The 17,183-nt window shown below is 56.0% G+C and carries 15 protein-coding genes; 10 read left to right on the top strand and 5 right to left on the bottom strand.

Annotated features, from left to right (window positions below):
* Positions 1-230 precede the first annotated feature (230 nt).
* A complete protein-coding gene (locus BQ7114_RS06770) occupies positions 231-2,354 on the top strand; it encodes a transglycosylase domain-containing protein (RefSeq protein ID WP_230205996.1) in 2,124 nt (707 codons plus the stop codon).
* Between the two features lie 102 nt (positions 2,355-2,456).
* On the opposite strand, the gene rplI is transcribed toward BQ7114_RS06770, so the two are convergent.
* From rplI to BQ7114_RS06745, 5 genes are all read right to left on the bottom strand, one after another.
* Positions 2,457-2,909, bottom strand: coding sequence for a 50S ribosomal protein L9 (gene rplI / locus BQ7114_RS06765; RefSeq protein WP_070618843.1), 453 nt, complete (start codon positions 2,907-2,909; stop codon positions 2,457-2,459).
* Positions 2,910-2,928: 19 nt separating this feature from the next.
* Complete coding sequence (rpsR, locus tag BQ7114_RS06760) at positions 2,929-3,171, bottom strand: 30S ribosomal protein S18 (protein WP_016444433.1); 243 nt, start codon at positions 3,169-3,171, stop codon at positions 2,929-2,931.
* A 68-nt stretch (positions 3,172-3,239) separates the two neighbouring features.
* Entirely contained in the window at positions 3,240-3,776 is a 537-nt protein-coding gene (locus BQ7114_RS06755) for a single-stranded DNA-binding protein (RefSeq protein ID WP_072343582.1), read from the bottom strand.
* 28 nt (positions 3,777-3,804) lie between these two features.
* Entirely contained in the window at positions 3,805-4,092 is a 288-nt protein-coding gene (gene rpsF / locus BQ7114_RS06750) for a 30S ribosomal protein S6 (RefSeq protein WP_016444431.1), read from the bottom strand.
* Between the two features lie 161 nt (positions 4,093-4,253).
* A complete protein-coding gene (locus tag BQ7114_RS06745) occupies positions 4,254-5,675 on the bottom strand; it encodes an MATE family efflux transporter (protein WP_268258627.1) in 1,422 nt (473 codons plus the stop codon).
* Positions 5,676-5,990: 315 nt separating this feature from the next.
* Between BQ7114_RS06745 and dnaB the strand changes: the two genes are divergently transcribed.
* The 9 genes from dnaB (at position 5,991) to BQ7114_RS06700 (ending at position 17,001) form a co-directional block, all read left to right on the top strand.
* Positions 5,991-7,325: a replicative DNA helicase gene (dnaB, locus tag BQ7114_RS06740; protein WP_072343579.1), complete on the top strand. Its 1,335-nt coding sequence runs from the start codon at positions 5,991-5,993 to the stop codon at positions 7,323-7,325.
* Between the two features lie 80 nt (positions 7,326-7,405).
* Entirely contained in the window at positions 7,406-8,206 is an 801-nt protein-coding gene (gene thiD / locus BQ7114_RS06735; protein WP_072343576.1) for a bifunctional hydroxymethylpyrimidine kinase/phosphomethylpyrimidine kinase, read from the top strand.
* A gap of 326 nt (positions 8,207-8,532) precedes the next feature.
* A complete protein-coding gene (locus BQ7114_RS06730; protein WP_070664973.1) occupies positions 8,533-9,108 on the top strand; it encodes a 2-oxoacid:acceptor oxidoreductase family protein in 576 nt (191 codons plus the stop codon).
* Positions 9,101-10,384, top strand: a complete 1,284-nt coding sequence (gene porA / locus BQ7114_RS06725; protein WP_072343573.1) for a pyruvate ferredoxin oxidoreductase — start codon at positions 9,101-9,103, stop codon at positions 10,382-10,384. The genes BQ7114_RS06730 and porA overlap by 8 nt, the downstream gene beginning before the upstream one ends.
* On the top strand, positions 10,384-11,649 hold the full coding sequence (locus tag BQ7114_RS06720; RefSeq protein ID WP_072343570.1) for a thiamine pyrophosphate-dependent enzyme: 1,266 nt from the start codon (positions 10,384-10,386) through the stop codon (positions 11,647-11,649). Before porA ends, BQ7114_RS06720 begins: the two co-directional genes overlap by 1 nt.
* A gap of 2 nt (positions 11,650-11,651) precedes the next feature.
* Positions 11,652-13,349, top strand: coding sequence for an NAD(P)-binding protein (locus tag BQ7114_RS06715; protein WP_230205994.1), 1,698 nt, complete (start codon positions 11,652-11,654; stop codon positions 13,347-13,349).
* Between the two features lie 121 nt (positions 13,350-13,470).
* Entirely contained in the window at positions 13,471-14,406 is a 936-nt protein-coding gene (locus BQ7114_RS06710) for a glycosyltransferase family 2 protein (protein ID WP_072343567.1), read from the top strand.
* 30 nt (positions 14,407-14,436) lie between these two features.
* Complete coding sequence (locus BQ7114_RS06705) at positions 14,437-15,192, top strand: alpha/beta hydrolase family protein (RefSeq protein WP_072343563.1); 756 nt, start codon at positions 14,437-14,439, stop codon at positions 15,190-15,192.
* A 117-nt stretch (positions 15,193-15,309) separates the two neighbouring features.
* Positions 15,310-17,001, top strand: a complete 1,692-nt coding sequence (locus tag BQ7114_RS06700) for a hypothetical protein (RefSeq protein WP_072343560.1) — start codon at positions 15,310-15,312, stop codon at positions 16,999-17,001.
* Positions 17,002-17,183 lie beyond the last annotated feature (182 nt).

Here is a 17,183-nt window from a genome sequence, read left to right as displayed (position 1 = left end):
CCCCGATTACCGCCGGGCAATGCTCTAGAAAGGTGGTTCACATGGCTGACAGTCGCGAACCTAACAAAAACAGCAGCCGAAAACCCTCCGGGCTGCCTTCGCGTCGTTCCATCCACCAAAAAGGCACAACCGCCAACACCTCCTCTAAGGCGTCCTCTTCTATTCCCAAGCGCCCCCGAAGAAAACCGGGTGTCACGACACCTTCTGCGCCTCAAAAAAACGCCAACAATGTGAGTAAACCGAGCGGTAAAGCAGCGAATAAAACCGCAAATAAACCCGCCAACAAAAATGCGAAGAAAGCAAAAAGCGGGAAAAAGAAGAAATCTACCGGCGCTCGCATTGGAATCGGCATTCTCATCACCATTCTCACGATGATCATTCTTGGATCCATCGGGTTTATGCTCGCCTACGCCTCTGTCACTGTGCCAAAGCCGGGAGAGTTCGCGATGGCGCAAAAGACGAGCGTCTTCTACTCAGATGGCGAAACCGAACTTGGTACCTTTGCTGAAATTGACCGCACCATCATCGATACCTCAACCATCCCCGACTACGTTGGGAAAGCCGTCATAGCGTCAGAGGATCGCACCTTCTACACCAACTCCGGTATTGACCTGAAGGGCGTAGCCCGCGCTTTTATCAACAACGTACGCGGTGGTTCTCTGCAGGGTGCCTCCACCCTCAGTCAGCAATACGTAGAGCGCTACTACCTGGACACCACCACAAGTATCCCGGGCAAAATTAAAGAAGCCCTGCTGGCCCTCAAAATCAACAGGCAGCAATCCAAGGACGAAATCCTGGAAAACTATTTGAACACCATCTACTTTGGGCGCGGGGCATACGGCATCGAAGAAGCCTCTCTCAAGTACTTTGGACATTCCGCGATAGATCTGACATTGAGCGAATCAGCCATGCTTTCCGGCATCATTCCCGCACCCTCTGCGTGGGATCCTGCAGTAGACCCCGACATGGCTGAAGCCCGCTTTGATCGCGTCCTGAAGCACATGGTTGAAGATGGGTGGATTACGCAGGACGAAGCTGACAACGCTGCCTTCCCAGAAACCATTGACCCGCAATCTGAAACCAGCATGACTGGCTGGAAGGGTCATCTAATGCAACAGATTCGCACCGAGCTGGAAAGCCGTGCAGGCATCACGCCCGAACAGCTAGATTCGGGCGGCTACGTGATTGTCACAACTCTAGATAAGGACCTGCAAAACTTTGCCGTTGAGGCCGTTAACGAGCTGCCTGACGATCACAATGCAGGGCTTCAGGTGGCGCTTTCTTCCATTAACCCGGCCAACGGAGAAATACTGGCCGAATTTGCTGGAGCTGACTATCAAGAACGCCAATCCAACTCCGTTACTCAGGACAGGGCGATGGCAGGATCAACGATGAAGCCATTCGGCCTCATCGCATACATGCAGGCCGGCGGAACAATCGAGGATATGTACAACGGTAACTCGCCGCTACAAATCACCGACAAGCGCACCGGGGAAGTTACGCCTCCACTCAGTAACTATGGGGACTACTCGTACGGCTACGTCAATATGATTCGTGCAACCGCGCTATCCATCAACACCCCATTTGTTGAAATGAATAACGAGATGGGGCCGGGCAAGACGCGCGAGGCCGCGGTTAAGCTTGGCCTTCCAGAAGACACTCTGGGCCTTGACGACACGATCCGCAATGTCCTCGGATCAGCATCACCACATAATCTGGACCTCACCCGCGCATACGCCACAATCGCGTCGGGCGGGCTTCGTAGCACGCCTCACATAATTAAGGAAGTTACCCGCTACGACGGCGAACAAATTTATCAAGGCCCGACAAGCACCGAGCGCGTGTTCGACTCCGAAATCATCTCCGCTGCGTTGCCTGGTATGCAGGCAAGTGCTCAGTGGGGATCGGGTGAAAAAGCTGGGATCATCGGTCGACCCGTTCTGGCCAAGACCGGTTCATCTGAAGAAAACCGTTCTGCACAGTTCGCAGGTGCAATTCCACAACTTGCAACCGTTGTGTCCATGTACCAGATCGGTGAAGACGGTAATGAAGTCTCCATCAGCCCATTCGGTGGAGAATACGAAGTTACCGGATCCACATGGCCAGGCACCGTGTGGCAAACGTATATGTTGAAAGCTATCGACAAGTACGAAGTCGCGGAGTTTGACTGGTACAAGCCTGATTTCCGTAAATCCACGTTCAAAACGTACACGCCGCCAACGGAGACTACTGCAACGGAAACTAGGAGTACAGAGAGGAACGAGGAACCTGCGCAGACGCAAGCTCCGAACGAAACTCACGCAACCAATCCTCCGACCACCGAGCCAGCAACTGAACCCAGTGAGGATCATTAACCCATAAGCGGGAGAAAGCCTAGTTTGGGGCTCCCTCCTACTGCGCAAATACCAAAAGGTGCCGACCTCAAACTCATGAGGACGGCACCTTTTATGCGTAAACTACTTGGCGCTTACACGAACCTTGACTCGTGCGGAAACCTCCGGGTGGAGGTTAACGGTCACGTTGTGGTCGCCAACGTACTTAATAGCCTTCTCCACGACGATCTTGCGGCGATCGATGTCAATGCCCGAAGCTTCCTTGATAGCGGAAGCAATATCACCGGTCTTGACAGCGCCGTAAAGGGCATCGGTGGTGGAAGCAAGCTTGAAGATCTCAACAAACTTGATTTCCTGAAGCTGGTCACGAACCTCGCGAGCATCATCCACGTTTGCGATTTCCTTCGCGCGTGCACGTTCAGCGATCTTGTCCAGCGCCTTCTGTGCGCCCGGCGTCCAACGCTCAGCGAGACGACGTGGAACTAGGTAGTTGCGGGCGTAGCCGTCCTTAACGGTAACGACATCACCAGCAGCACCGAGGTTAGGGACATCGTGGGTCAGAATTAGCTTTGCCATTATTCAGTCTCCTCCCTCTTTAACGTCCAGAGCTCGAGTACGGCAGCAGAGCCATCTCGCGGGCGTTCTTCACGGCCTTCGCGATCTTTCGCTGCTCTTGAACGGACACGCCAGTTACACGGCGGGCGCGGATCTTGCCACGGTCCGAAATGAACTTGCGCAAAAGCGCTGTGTCCTTGTAGTCAATCTTTTCAATCTTGGCGGACTTTAGCGGGTTCGCCTTCTTCTTAATCGGCTTATTGCGAAGTTGAGGCTTCGCCATGGTGTCTCCTAAAAATCTCACGCACTAGCGTGCGCCCTTGTTGTTGAGCAAAGTCAGATAAGAACCGTTTAGAACGGAGGCTCCGAATCGAAGTTCGTGGAACCACCCGTTGCCCACGGGTCATTAGAAGCCCCTCCCTGAGGCGCGTCGTAGCCAGCGTCACCGCCGTAAGACGGTCCGCCCGAACCAGAGGAATCTTGCATTCCGCCCTGGTTGTATCCGCTACCGCCCCCATAGTTGGACGGATTGCGGGTAATCTGCGTGCGCGCGTAACGGAGCGACGGGCCGATTTCATCGACCGCGAGCTCCATGGTGGTGCGCTGCTGGCCATCACGGGTCTCGTAGGAACGCTGCTGGAGACGTCCTTGAACAATCACGCGCGTTCCCTTGGTGAGGGAGTCTGCAACGTTCTCTGCAACATCGCGCCACACGGAGCAGCGCATGAACAGGGTTTCCCCGTCCTTCCACTGTCCAGAGTTGCGGTCAAAACTACGCGGAGTAGACGCAACAGTGAAGTTAGCAACCGGTGCGCCCGACGCGGTGTAACGAAGCTCCGGGTCGGAAGTTAGGTTGCCGATGATCGTGATTACGGTATCTCCAGCCATCTTTGGCTCCTCAGATTCTCATCCAGTGTTACGCTTCCGGGCGCATCAGCTTGGTGCGCATCACGGATTCGTTCAGTGACAGCAGTCGGTTGATTTCCTTGGAAACCTCCGGCGTGGTGGTCATGTCTACAACCACGTAAATGCCTTCAGACTGCTTGTTGATTTCGTAGGCAAGACGACGCTTGCCCCAAATGTCGACGTTCTCAACGGAGCCGCCAGCCTCGGTTACCTTGGTCAGAAGCTTCTCCATCGAGGGGCCGACGGTGCGCTCATCAACAGTGGGATCGAAGATCACCATCAGTTCGTACTTACGCATGTTTCCCCACCTCCTCTGGTCTCAACGGTCACGGTCGTTCCGTGACAGGAGGGATATGCGAATCGGTACACAAATGTGGACCGAACTCTCATGCTACCGTGATGGTCTCGCATGTACCAGACCGCGCGAATAAATGTGAGCAACTCCCACCAAAACTCGCGTTACTGAGTGCTTTCTGCTTGAGCAATCCATTTCGATCCGCGAGCACGCAGCCCGGTAGTGAGCGCTCGCGCCCCCATGAAAATCCCTGCAAAAGCTACCCACACCCACATAAGTACTGTGGTTTGGGTAGCGGCAGTCAGGGTCTTATCATCCGCGAAAACCGTCACGATAATCCACAAAACGGGCAGGTATGGCACCAGCGTGAGAATACCTGCCACAGCAAGGTAACGGTTGTCACCCGCGCCTATCAATACGCCATCCATCATGAAAACAAAACCGGCCAGAACTTGGAACCCGCCGGCAATCCATAGTCCGCGCATAGCTGCGCTGTGCATGATTGGGTCGGTACCGAAGATCCACGGAAGCAGGCCGGAGGCTGCGACAATTACCAGTCCGAGCACAGCGCCAGTTGCAACGCCCCAAATGGTAATGCGGTGAACAAGCGCGTGGGTTCGTGCACGGTTTCCGGTACCGATGGAGTAGCCGGTTAATGACTGGGCAGAAATTCCAAGGGCGTCCAGAGCGAAGGCCGCGAAGTTCCACACTGTGTTTACAACCTGGTGGGCGGCAAGGGCGACCGCGCCCGCACGCGTAACTACAGCAACGGTTGCGAGGATCGCGATGCGCAGTGTCAGCGTGCGCACAAGTAGTGGCAGGCCAGCGTTTGTGGCGCCTAGCAATCCTCCGAATGATGGCTTTAGGCTGACGCCCTCGTGCCGAGCGCCTTTGATCACTACCGCCACTAGGGTGATCCCCATCAAGGTTTGTGCGATTGCGGTGCCTAAACCAGAACCGGCAATCCCCATGTCTAGTCCGTAAATGAAGATTGCGTTTAGAGCTGCGTTGCCCCCGGCGCCTGCTGTGGCAACGTACAGCGGCGTTTTTGTGTCGAGAAGGCCGCGTAACGTTCCTGTCGCGGCAAGCACTACGAGCATTCCCACGAGTCCTGGTGACGAGTACTGCAGGTAGGCGATGGCGTGTGGAATAACCGAAGCGTCAGCTCGGAACCAGCTGATTATGGTGGGGGCTGCAATAATGAGAACGCTCGCGGTTATGACGCCAAGAAGTGCGGCCAACCAGATAGCCTCAATGCCTGCGCGCAAGCCGGAAGCAATATTCCCTGCACCTAGTGCTCGCGCAGTGATTGATGTTGTGGAGTAAGCCAGGAAAATGAATAGTCCTACCGCCGTCATAAGGATGGTCGAAGAGAGGGCGAGGCCCGCTAGCTGCTCCGTTCCGAGGTGCCCGACCATGGCTGAGTCGATGGTAGTGAAGAGTGGCTGAGCTAAAAGCGCTCCGAGTGCAGGGAGAGCGAGACGCAGAATTTCTCGATTGAGCTGTGAACCTTCAAGTTGTGGTTCAGTCTTACTTGAGTGTTGTGTCAAAGTTATCCACCTATTTACCTTCGACTTTTGTTCCACAGGGTGTGAACAAAACTGTGGATAATTTGGCGCCGTTCCAAGGGTTTGAGAATGGACATCGTTGACACGATTTCCACACAATCCACATGTTATCCACAGGTTTTAAACAATTTATGGCAGTTATCCACCGAAAATGCACAAGTTATTAACATTTAGGGTTTTTGAAGTTGACCTTTCGGGGATAACCTTACCGGTATTAACTGTTTCCCTCAGTAACTGTTGATAACCGCGCCTCTGTGCAAAACAGAGCGCGTCTCTAGCGTAGCCTCACTGAAATCGTGGACGCAGGGTGCATGTAACTAGAAGGCGGTTTTTGTGGCAGACCAGTCGGGTTTTGATCGAATCCCTCCGCAAGACATTGAAGCGGAGCAATCTGTTCTTGGCTCAATGATGCTTTCCAAGGACGCCGTGAACGACGTTATTGAGGCGATGGATAGCTCGGACTACTATCGCCCGGACCATGAAATGATCCACAACACGATAATGGAGCTCTACTCCCGTGGCGAGCCCGTGGATACCCTAACGGTTGCGGGTGAGCTTAAACGCCAGGGAAATCTAAATCGTTTGCCAGAGCCAACCTACCTGCACACTCTGATTGCTTCGGTCCCGACGGCTGCAAATGTGGGTTATTACGCACGCATTGTGCGTGAGCGAGCGCAACTGCGGCATCTTGTGGAGGCTGGCACTCGTATTGTTCAGCTTGGTTACGCCGAAACGGGCGGCGACGTTGATGACATTGTGGATGCCGCACAATCTGAGATTTACGCGGTGTCTGAACGCCGGAGTACCACGGATTACGTGCAGTTGTCCGAGATTGCAGATCCACTACTTGCCCATCTTGATGAGCTCGCGCAGAACAAGGACGTCTCGAAGGGTGTGCCTACGGGTATTGCAGACCTGGATCACCTCACTACAGGCTTGCAGCCGGGCCAGATGGTTATCGTTGCCGCGCGTCCAGCAATGGGTAAGTCAACTCTCGCGATGAATTTCATGAGGGCGGCGTCGGTGCACCACAACATCACTTCGGTTATCTTTTCGTTGGAAATGTCGCGGGAAGAAATCGGTATGCGCCTGATGGCGGCCGAGGCGGGCGTGCATTTTGGCAAGATGCGTAGAGGAGAAATGGAAGACCGAGACTGGACGCGGCTGTCGAAGACAATTTCGAACATCTCAAAGGCACCCTTCTTTATTGACGATTCGCCAAATATGGCGATGAATGAGATTCGTGCAAAGTGTCGCCGTTTGAAGCAGCAGCACAATCTTGGACTTGTAGTTATCGACTACCTCCAGCTGATGTCGTCAGGAAAACAGGTGGAGTCGCGTCAGCAGGAAGTCTCGGAGTTCTCCCGCTCGCTCAAACTTTTGGCTAAAGAGTTGGAGATCCCGGTGGTTGCGGTTGCACAGCTGAACCGTGGTCCGGAGCAGCGTACCGATAAGAAGCCGATGATTGCCGACCTGCGCGAGTCGGGCTCGCTGGAGCAGGACGCGGACGTGATCATGCTTCTACATCGCCCGGATTATTACGATCAGGATGAGCGCCCGGGTGAGGCCGACATTATTGTTGCCAAGCACCGCAATGGTGAGACGGGAACTATCCCGGTTGCTTTCCAGGGCCATTACGCGCGGTTTGTGGATATGGCAAGGCAGTAGTTTGAGTGTAATCTTTGCGTTGTAGACGCGCTCGCTAGGCGCTTTCTTATGCTTTCCGAACTATTTTTATCGAGGTGGAAATGTCATTGAGCAATCCAGTTAAGGTCATGACGATAGCAGGCAACGAGGCAACTGGTGGTGCCGGGCTACAGGTGGATTTGAAGACGTTCCACCAGCTTGGTGTGTTTGGTATGGGTGCGGTCACTTGCATCGTGTCATTCGATCCGAAGAATAACTGGGCTCACAGGTTCGTTCCGGTTGATCCGCAGGTGATTAAGGATCAGGTTGAAGCTGGAGTTTATACCTGGGATGTGGATACGACGAAGATCGGCATGCTTGGCACAGTGGCCACTATTGAAGCGGTGCGCGAGGCGCTGGCGACTAACGAGTGGAAGAACATTGTTCTTGACCCGGTTTTGATTTGTAAGGGCCAGGAGGCGGGTGACGCGCACGATACCGACGAAGCGCTGAAGACAAAGGTGCTGCCACTAGCAACGGTTGTGACGCCGAACTTGTTTGAGACGGAGCAGCTCTCTGGCATTGAGGTGCGCACGGAGGCCGATTTGGCTCGTGCGGCGCAAAAGATCGGCGAGCTTGGTCCGAAGTATGTGCTTGCTAAGGGCGGCATGCAGCTTGAAGGCGATGAGGCCGTTGATCTGCTGTGGGATGGCAAGAAGATCACGCGCTATGCCTCGCCGAAGATTGGTGATGAGCGTCCGACGGGCGCGGGCTGCACGCTTGCGGCCGCGATTACGGCTGAGCTCGCTAAGGGATCGGATATTTACGAGGCTGTGCGTGTCGCTAAGGAGATTGTGACGCGCGGTATTGCGGGAAGTCTTCCCGCTCACACCCCGTTTGATGCTGTGTGGCAGCAGGCCTAGTTAATGGTTATTGGCGCATGATGCGCTGCTGGTAGTTACTTGGGAGCGGCCGCGAGTTTGGTTTCGCGGCCGCTTTGTTTGCAATGTGCGTGGAAGTAGCGGTTGGGTGGGAAAGAGGCGAGGCCGAAGTGATTGAGCGCGTGTTCACTCGGTTTGCTAAGCGGTTGGAGGAATCCGCTGAAGTATAGAGGCGATGACATATATGTAACACGTAAATTATGAAAACCTCGCCAGTTTCATAATTGTGTACAGAGGTTAAGCCGCACTAATTCAACGATCTTCCCACCTGCACTATTGCGCACCTGGCGCGTGTCTAGCATGAACATATGGTCGAAATAAGAATTCATGGTCGAGGCGGACAAGGTGTTGTAACTGCCGCGGACCTGTTGGCAATGGCGGCATTCGAAGACGGCCACCACGCGCAGGCTTTCCCTTCTTTTGGGTCTGAGCGTATGGGCGCCCCGGTTGTGTCTTACTGCAGGATCCGCGATGAAGTGATTCGCAGTCGCGAGCCTGTGCTCTCGCCAAATGTGGTTATTGTTCAAGATCCAACTCTTTTGCCGATTATGGACGTGTTTTCAGGCTTGCAGCCAGACGGATACGGTCTTGTGAATTCAGCAAAGTCGCTGGAGGAGCTCGGACTTGCCGAGTTGGAGGAACGCTCTTTGCCGGGACATATCGTTACGATTCCGGCTACTGAGATTGCGCTAGAACACCTGGGGCGTCCGCTGCCTAACGCGGTGCTTTTGGGAGGTGTTTCGGCGCTTACCGGGATTGTGCGTTTGGAGTCGGTGCTTGGCGCTATTTCGGGCCGATTTGCAGGCAAGGTTGGCGAGGCGAACCAAGAGGCCGCGAAGGCCGCATTCCGTTTGGTTGAGGAAATGAAGGTAGATAATGCTTGAGCAGATTGAGGGTTCGCAAGCCATCGCGAAGGCTGTTGCAGCGTGCCATCCTGAGGTCGTTGCGGCCTACCCGATTAGTCCGCAAACCCATATTGTGGAGGCCATTTCGGCCCTGGTTAAATCCGGCAAACTGGAGCATTGCGAGTATGTGAATGTGGAGTCGGAATTCTCCGCAATGTCGGCATGCATTGGCGCTTCGGCTGTGGGGGCGAGGGCGTACACGGCTACCGCGTCGCAGGGCTTGTTGTACATGGTTGAGGCTGTTTACAACGCTTCGGGCCTAGGCTTGCCGATTGTAATGACGGTTGCGAACCGCGCGATTGGTTCTCCGATCAACATTTGGAATGACCATACGGATGCGATGAGCCAACGCGATTCTGGGTGGCTGCAGCTTTACGCGGAGAATAATCAGGAGGCTGCCGACCTGCACGTGCAGGCATTCCGCATCGCGGAGGAGCTTTCGTTGCCCGTGATGGTGTGCATGGATGGCTTCATTTTGACGCACGCGGTGGAGCAAGTGGATGTGCCCGAGGCCGGGCAGGTTGAAAAGTTCTTGCCATCCTACGAGCCGCGCCAGGTGTTGGATCCGTCCGATCCGGTTTCGATTGGCGCGATGGTGGGCCCGGAGGCGTTCACTGAGGTCCGTTACCTGGCTCACGCGAAGCAGTTGCAGGCGTTGGAACTGATCCCGCAGGTGCAAGAACAGTTTAAGCGGGTGTTTGGCCGCGATTCTGGTGGTCTGGTGCGCCCCTACAAGTGCGAGGACGCGGAGACGATCATCGTGGCGCTTGGATCTGTACTGGGCACGATCAAGGACGTGGTTGATGTTCGCCGCGCTCGCGGCGAGAAGATTGGCGTTCTCGGTATTACCTCGTTCCGTCCTTTCCCCTCCGACGCTGTTCGTGAGGTCTTGCAGGGCGCGAAGCGTTTTGTGGTTTTGGAAAAGGCGTTCTCCGTTGGTATCGGTGGCATCGTGTCATCGCACTGCCGGGCGGCAATGCGCGGCTTGAACTTCACGTGTCACGAGCTGATCGCAGGCCTAGGTGGCCGCAACATTACCGCGGGCTCGTTGCAGGAATACCTTGATAAGGCAGTTGTTGACGACGTCGAGCACCTTACTTTCTTGGATTTGGATAAGGAACTCGTTGAGCGTGAGTTGGAGCGCGAGGCGCGCACGCGCCGTTCGGGTGCTCCCGCTGAGAATATGATTCGCGACATGCAAGATCGGGTGAACGCGAAGTTGGATTTGGAAGTTTCTACGAAGGCGGATAACTGATGAGTACTGATAGTGGAGTACGCGAGGGCTTTCCGCAGGTGCGCCAAACTGCTATTCCGGCGCGAGAGAAGGTCAAGTTCTACCAGGTTGGCTCTTACGCGGTGGGTAACCGTCTGGCTGACGAGCAGTTGCGTTCGGTCCAGTCGGATCCGGACCGTTATAACTCGCTGACCTCCGGTCACCGCGCCTGTCAGGGATGTGGTGAGGCGCTGGGCGCCCGCTACGCCCTAGATACGGCGATGCGTGCAACCGATAAGGACATGGTGGCGATTAACGCAACCGGGTGCTTGGAGGTATTTTCAACGCCCTATCCGGAAACGTCTTGGACTATTCCCTGGCTGCATTCCCTGTTTGGCAACGCGGCGGCGGTGGCAACGGGCGCAGCCGCGGCGTTTAAGGCAAAGGGTCGCACAACGCGCGTGGTGGCTCAGGGCGGTGATGGCGGTACGGTAGATATTGGCTTTGGCCCGCTGTCTGGCATGTTTGAGCGCAATGATGACGTGCTGTACATCTGTTACGACAACCAGGCGTACATGAATACGGGCGTGCAGCGTTCGGGTGCTACGCCTGCTACGGCGCGCACGGCTACCACCCAGCCGGTGGGTCCGAATCCGGGCAACGAATGGGGCCAGGGTAAAGACATGCCGCGCATCGCGATGGCTCACGAAATCCCGTACGTGGCAACGGCAACCGTGGCGGACTTGCGCGACTTGGAGTACAAGGTGAACCGCGCGATGCAGTTCCACGGAGCGCGCTACATTCACGTGCTGGTGCCGTGTCCGTTGGGTTGGGGTTCGGCCTCGGCACAGACGGTCCATTTGGCACGCCTTGCTGTACAGACGGGTATTTTCCCGGTTTACGAGGCCGAGTATGGTGAGGTCACTTCGGTGATGAAGTTACGCAGGCCCACACCGGTTGAGGAGTATTTGAAGCCGCAACGCCGGTTCGCGCACCTGTTTAAAAAGGGTGGCGACCAGGAGGCGATTAGGCGCATTCAGGCGGGCGCGGATAGGAATATTCGCCGCTACAACCTGGTGGATGATGAGGATTACGACCTCGCAACTGAGCGTTTTGTGGAGTTCGAAGAGGCCCGCTACGGGTTCAGGAAGCCATTTGACGAGTTTGATGAGGGCGCCACGGAGCAGACGGACGCGACCTCAACGCAGAGTGAGTATTCTGCTGGAGCGCAAACGCGCGCTGACGGGGCGGCAAATGTGAAGGCTGGCGAGGGCGCTGGCATGGCGGATAAGCAAGGACAGAACTGACGATGAGTAAGAGTGATGTGACAAGTGAGGCCGTAGACGTTTCGGCGGCGGCACGCAGTGACGCAACTTCTGGCATTAGCGGTGATACGAAGCCGTTTGCTATCACTTTGGACGTGGGTTCGTCGCTGGCAAATGAGACGGGTTCGTGGCGCACGGAGCGCCCGATCTACGTGGATTTGCTACCTCCTTGCAATAAGGCGTGTCCGGCTGGTGAGAACGTACAGCAGTGGCTTTACCACGCCGAAGAGGGTGACTATGAGTCCGCCTGGCGCGAAATCATGGTGAACAATCCGATGCCTGCAGTGATGGGGCGCGTTTGCTACCACCCGTGTCAGACGATGTGTAACCGCGGCAAGGTTGACGAGACCGTGGGGATCAACGCGGTTGAGCGTTTCTTGGGCGATAAGGCACTTCAAGAAGGCTGGACGGTTGAGCCAGTGAATGCGGATACGGGTAAGAACGTGCTGATTGTTGGTGCGGGCCCGTCCGGCTTGTCCGCGGCGTATCACCTGCGTCGTTTGGGTCATAACGTGACGATTTACGAGGCTGGTCCGATGGCTGGCGGCATGATGAGGTTCGGCATTCCGTCGTACCGTCTGCCGCGCGGCATCCTTGAAGGCGAGATTCAACGCATTGTGGATATGGGCGTGAGGATTGAGCTTAACCGAAAGGTCGAGAACGTGGAGGACGTGACGGGTGACTTTGACGCCGTGTTCCTCGCGGTTGGTGCCCACATCGGTAAGCGTGCTTACGTGCCTGCCGGTGAGTCGGCGAAGATCATGGACGCAGTTTCGATGCTGTCCGAGGTGGAGACGGGTGACAAGCCGCTACTGGGCCGCCGCGTGGTGGTTTACGGTGGTGGCAACACGGCTGTTGATGCTGCTCGTACGGCTAAGAGGCTCGGCGCGGAAGAGGCTGTGATTTTGTATCGCCGCACGCGTGACCGTATGCCGGCGCATGACTCTGAGGTCAAGGAGGCCGAGGAGGAAGGCATTATGATGCGCTGGCTGTCCACGGTTAAGCACGTGGATGGCGGTTCCATCACGATTGAGAAGATGGAGCTGGATGAGAAGGGATTCCCTCAGCCCACCGGCGAGTTTGAAGAGCTTGGCGCGGATTCACTGATCATGGCGCTCGGCCAGGAGGCCGACCTGTCGCTGATTGAAAACGCTAAGGACATTCAGATTGAAGATGGCGTGGTGCAGGTTAACCGCCAGATGATGACGGGCCTGAAAGGTGTGTTTGCGGGTGGTGACATGGTGCCATCTGAGCGCACGGTTACGGTTGCGATCGGCCACGGCAAGAAGGCTGCTCGCTACATTGACGCGTACCTGCGCGGAAGCGAGTACGAGCCGCCGATCAAGCACGATGATGCTGCGTTTGAGCGCCTGACCACCTGGTATTACGCGGATGCGCCAAGGCGTATGCGGGCTCGTTTGGAGGGGCCGCGCCGCGCGTCTACGTTTGATGAGGTCGTGAAGGGTCTGGACGAGGATTCGGCGCTGTTTGAGGCTCGCCGTTGCATGTCGTGTGGCAACTGTTTTGGTTGTGACAATTGCTTTGGCGTGTGCCCAGATAATGCGATCACGAAGATCAAGCCGGGCGAGTACGAGTTCAAGTACGACTACTGCAAGGGTTGCGGAATTTGTGCTGAGGAGTGCCCGTGCGGTTCGATCTCGATGGTTCCCGAGCAGGTTTGATTTTGTGAGGCCTTGGCCGCCTTGCGGTTAGGGGGAGCGCGGTGGTTTTGCCGCGCTCCCTTTGTTTTTGGGCCGCGTGACGGCCTGACTGCACGCTTTTTGCCGCTGTTATACTCTAAGCGTGCAGTTACAGCGGATTTCCATTGTTGTGCCCTGTTTTAATGAGGAGCAGACGCTACCTGAGCTGGTTCGTCAGGTGGAGGCCGCGTTTGTGGACGGTCCGCAAGATTGGGACCTCATTTTGGTTGATGATGGGTCTGCGGACAATACTGCCGCGGTGATTGAGGAGCTTGCAGGCAAGCATGATCGGGTTCGCGGCGTGCTGTTGTCGCGCAATTTCGGTAAGGAACCGGCAATGCTCGCCGGGCTGACGTATGCCGATGGTGACGCTACGTTGGTTATGGATGCGGATTTGCAGCATCCGCCCAGGCTGATTCCTAAGCTGATTCAAGTGATGGAGGATGAGGGCGTCGACCAGGTGGTTGCGCTTCGCAATCGCGATGGTGACTCGAGGCTGAGAACCGCTTTTTCTCGCATGTACTACAGGTTGTCCAACAAGATGATGGAGGAAGTGGAGCTCGTGGACGGAGCCGGCGATTTCCGTTTGCTTTCGCGCCGCGCAGTGGAAACACTCCTCGCCCTCGATGAGCGCTCGCGGTTTTCAAAGGGCTTATTCTCTTGGATCGGCTATCCTACTTCCTACGTTAAGTATGAGAATGAGCAGCGCATTGCAGGAGCATCTTCGTGGTCGTTTAGGTCCCTGTTCAACTACGGTTGGGACGGTATCGTCTCGTTCAATGCGAAGCCGCTACGCGTGGTTGCGAGCCTCGGTGGTTTCATGTTCGCTCTGGCCCTTGTTTACCTGATTTGGCTAATCGTTGACTGGTCGATTTACGGCGTGCAGACTCCCGGTTACGTTACGACTATCGCGGCGATCATTGCGTTTTCAGGCATTCAGTTACTTGCGCTGGGTGTAATTGGTGAATACGTGGGTAGGATTTATCGTGAGGTTAAGCATCGTCCTCATTTTGTAGTCGATAAAGAGGTCGGATTCTAAGAGGCCGGTACGCGCGCAAAGGAGCGAGGCATGGCGCAGCAGGTTACGTTTGAAGGCGCGACGGGATTAAAGCTCAGCGGGGTGTTGGATACCCCTGATAACGAGCCGAAAACTTGGGCTATCGTTGCGCATTGTTTCACGTGTAACATTTCTGTTCCGGCGGTGTCACGGATTGCGAAAGCTTTGAAGAATCGTGGTATTGGCGTGTTGCGTTTCGATTTTGCAGGGTTGGGCGCGTCGGCTGGTAACTTCACAGAGTCCACGTTTTCTGCCGATGTTGAAGATTTGAAAGCCGCGTGCCGGTGGATGAACTCGCAGGGACGCACGGTGAAGTTGTTGGTGGGTCATTCACTTGGCGGCGCGGCTGTGCTTGCGGCAGCTGGGGATTTAGATTCGGTTGTTGCGGTTACAACGATTGCGGCGCCCTCGGATCCGGGACATGTGGCAGAAATTTTGAAGGATCGTCTGACGCCGGTGTTCCAAGAGGGCACGGCTGTCATTCAGATTGCGGGTCATGAGATGCTGGTGGGCGCGCCGATTTTCCACGACCTGAAGAATCAAGACGGTTTTCATAAGAAGATCAGTTCGCTCTCCGCCGCCCTGCTGGTGATGCATTCGCCTCAAGATGGGGTTGTGGACGTGCATAACGCGATGGATATTTACCGGTCTGCGCAGATGCCGAAGAGCTTTGTGGCATTGGATGGATCGGATCATTTGTTGACGAGGCCGGGTGTAGCTGCCTGGGCAGGAGAGATCATCGCCAGCTGGGTGTCCCGTTACGTCTAACAAGGTCGCGCGCCCAGCTTGATTTCGTCGAGTCGTGGACGGCTGCAGTGAACCTGCGTTCGGGTAGATGCCCCGCACTTGTTAGACTTTGGGCGCTAACTATCTGAGGGGTTTGGTATGCGCGCGTTTTCTATTGGGGCACGGCTTCTAGCCGGTTTGGTTGCCGCGTTGATGGTGAGTGGTCTAGCGGCCTGCTCCAACGCACGTGATGGGTCTTTGAAATCTGAGTCTGAACTTACGGAGGCCACGCAGCCCGCCGCGCCTGCTGAGACTGTTGCTTTTGATACGGATGTGGAGGTTTCCAAAGCACTGTTCGAACGGGCTGAGGCCGCGGTGGTTGCATCTACAGAGCCGGTTGCGCAGGCGCGGGCGGCCGCCGTGGCAGGGGTTCTCTCGATCCCTATGTTGACCGAGACCAGCGCCGGTGACGTAGGTGCAGAGCTTACGCGTTTGGGCGTGAAGACGGTGTTGGCTGTGGGCGCGGTGGACGTTGTAGCCGATGTGGACGTGATGACGGATGCGGGCAACGTGCAGGCGCTGAGTACCGTTTTGGGATCCGAGGTCCGCGTTACCGATGAGTTTGGCGTGGATGATCTACTAAGTCTTGATCCAGCCAATGTGACGGTGCCGGAGTTTGACCCGCAGACTGCGGCCGAGGACGTCACGGAACACCCCGCTCAGACCGAGCAAACCGGCGAGGAGAAAGCCGAGACTGTTTTGGAAAGTACGGAGGCAGCCCCCACCTCGCGAATGGTGGATCTAGCTTCCCTTCCACGCGGTGAAAGGGGCAAGGCGAATCCGAATGCGGTCGGGTTTGCCACGCAGGATTCTCCCTTGGGAGTGGTAGCTAATGCGCTAACTGCGGGGCTTGACGTGAGTGTGTTGGCGCAGGCTGATCCGCGTGCGACGAGTGAATCTATGAAGTTGATGCGCGAGGGTAGGGTTGCGGTTGGTTTAGGCCCGGATTTTGGGGGAACGCAGATGCTGGCTCAGACCGCTCAGCTGGCGACTTCCGCGGATGAGTTGCCCGGCGGGGGTGGCCTGGTGTTCCCGGGCAGGCGAATGGTGGCTCTGTACGGCCACCCGAAGCTGGCGGCTTTGGGAGCGCTGGGCGAACAGTCCCCAACTGAAGCGGCACAGCTGGCATTGCAGTATGCGCAGCAGTACCAGCAGTTCAGTGATGTGCCGGTTATTCCGGCGTTTGAAATCATTGCCACGGTCGCATCGGCGGGTGCGGGAGATGACGGTCTTTATTCGGATGTGACGCCGGCAGCTGATCTGGCTTCTTCTGTTGATGCGGTTACCGAGGTGGGTGGCTACGCGATTATCGACCTGCAGCCGGGGCATGCGAAATTGCTTGATCAGGCGCAGCTTTACGCGGAACTGTTGAAGCGCCCGAACGTTGGATTAGCGCTCGATCCGGAGTGGAAGTTGTATGGCGACCAGGTGCATTTGCAGCAGGTTGGCCACGTTGAGATTGCGGAAGTGAATGAGGTTTCGCAGTGGCTGGCCGAGCTTGTGCGCGATAACAATCTGCCACAGAAGGTGTTTATGTTGCACCAGTTTCAGTTGCAGATGATTCGCGACCGCGACCAGATGGTGCAGCACCCCGAGTTGGCAACGGTTGTTCACGTGGATGGTCATGGAAGTCCGGAGGCAAAGATGCATACGTGGGACGTGATTCGTGAGGATATGCAGCCGTGGGTTTGGATGGCGTGGAAGAACTTCATCGATGAGGACCAGCCGATGCTGAACGCGGAGCAGACCATGGGTATTGAACCGCGCCCGTGGTTTGTGTCGTTCCAGTAGGGAGCTAGTTACATCCGAGTCATGCGAGCAAAGCCCATGCCCGCATGCTTTCTACTTGTGTGTCCGCAGTAGGGTGGCGGAGAGTTGAAAAGCGTGCCATTCGACCCAATTTGCCTCGTAAGTGTGAGCTAGACTATAGGGGCGTTAAGCCGCGCTCAATGAGGAGCTGGCATTTGTAGATA

The sequence above is a fragment of the Actinomyces urinae genome, assembly GCF_900119695.1.
GTDB classification, from domain to species: Bacteria; Actinomycetota; Actinomycetes; order Actinomycetales; family Actinomycetaceae; genus Gleimia; species Gleimia urinae.
The sequence above is the reverse complement of the archived record's forward strand: the minus strand, read 5'-3'. Positions and strand labels throughout refer to the sequence as shown.

What these genes read in the sequence shown, in the direction of transcription:
- rplI (WP_070618843.1), bottom strand. Translation starts at nt 2,909, where the DNA reads ATGGCAAAGCTAATTCTGACCCACGATGTCCCTAACCTCGGTGCTGCT.
- rpsR (WP_016444433.1), bottom strand. Translation starts at nt 3,171, where the DNA reads ATGGCGAAGCCTCAACTTCGCAATAAGCCGATTAAGAAGAAGGCGAAC.
- BQ7114_RS06755 (WP_072343582.1), bottom strand. Translation starts at nt 3,776, where the DNA reads ATGGCTGGAGATACCGTAATCACGATCATCGGCAACCTAACTTCCGAC.
- rpsF (WP_016444431.1), bottom strand. Translation starts at nt 4,092, where the DNA reads ATGCGTAAGTACGAACTGATGGTGATCTTCGATCCCACTGTTGATGAG.
- thiD (WP_072343576.1), top strand. Translation starts at nt 7,406, where the DNA reads ATGTCATTGAGCAATCCAGTTAAGGTCATGACGATAGCAGGCAACGAG.
- BQ7114_RS06730 (WP_070664973.1), top strand. Translation starts at nt 8,533, where the DNA reads ATGGTCGAAATAAGAATTCATGGTCGAGGCGGACAAGGTGTTGTAACT.
- porA (WP_072343573.1), top strand. Translation starts at nt 9,101, where the DNA reads ATGCTTGAGCAGATTGAGGGTTCGCAAGCCATCGCGAAGGCTGTTGCA.
- BQ7114_RS06720 (WP_072343570.1), top strand. Translation starts at nt 10,384, where the DNA reads ATGAGTACTGATAGTGGAGTACGCGAGGGCTTTCCGCAGGTGCGCCAA.
- BQ7114_RS06715 (WP_230205994.1), top strand. Translation starts at nt 11,652, where the DNA reads ATGAGTAAGAGTGATGTGACAAGTGAGGCCGTAGACGTTTCGGCGGCG.
- BQ7114_RS06705 (WP_072343563.1), top strand. Translation starts at nt 14,437, where the DNA reads ATGGCGCAGCAGGTTACGTTTGAAGGCGCGACGGGATTAAAGCTCAGC.
- BQ7114_RS06700 (WP_072343560.1), top strand. Translation starts at nt 15,310, where the DNA reads ATGCGCGCGTTTTCTATTGGGGCACGGCTTCTAGCCGGTTTGGTTGCC.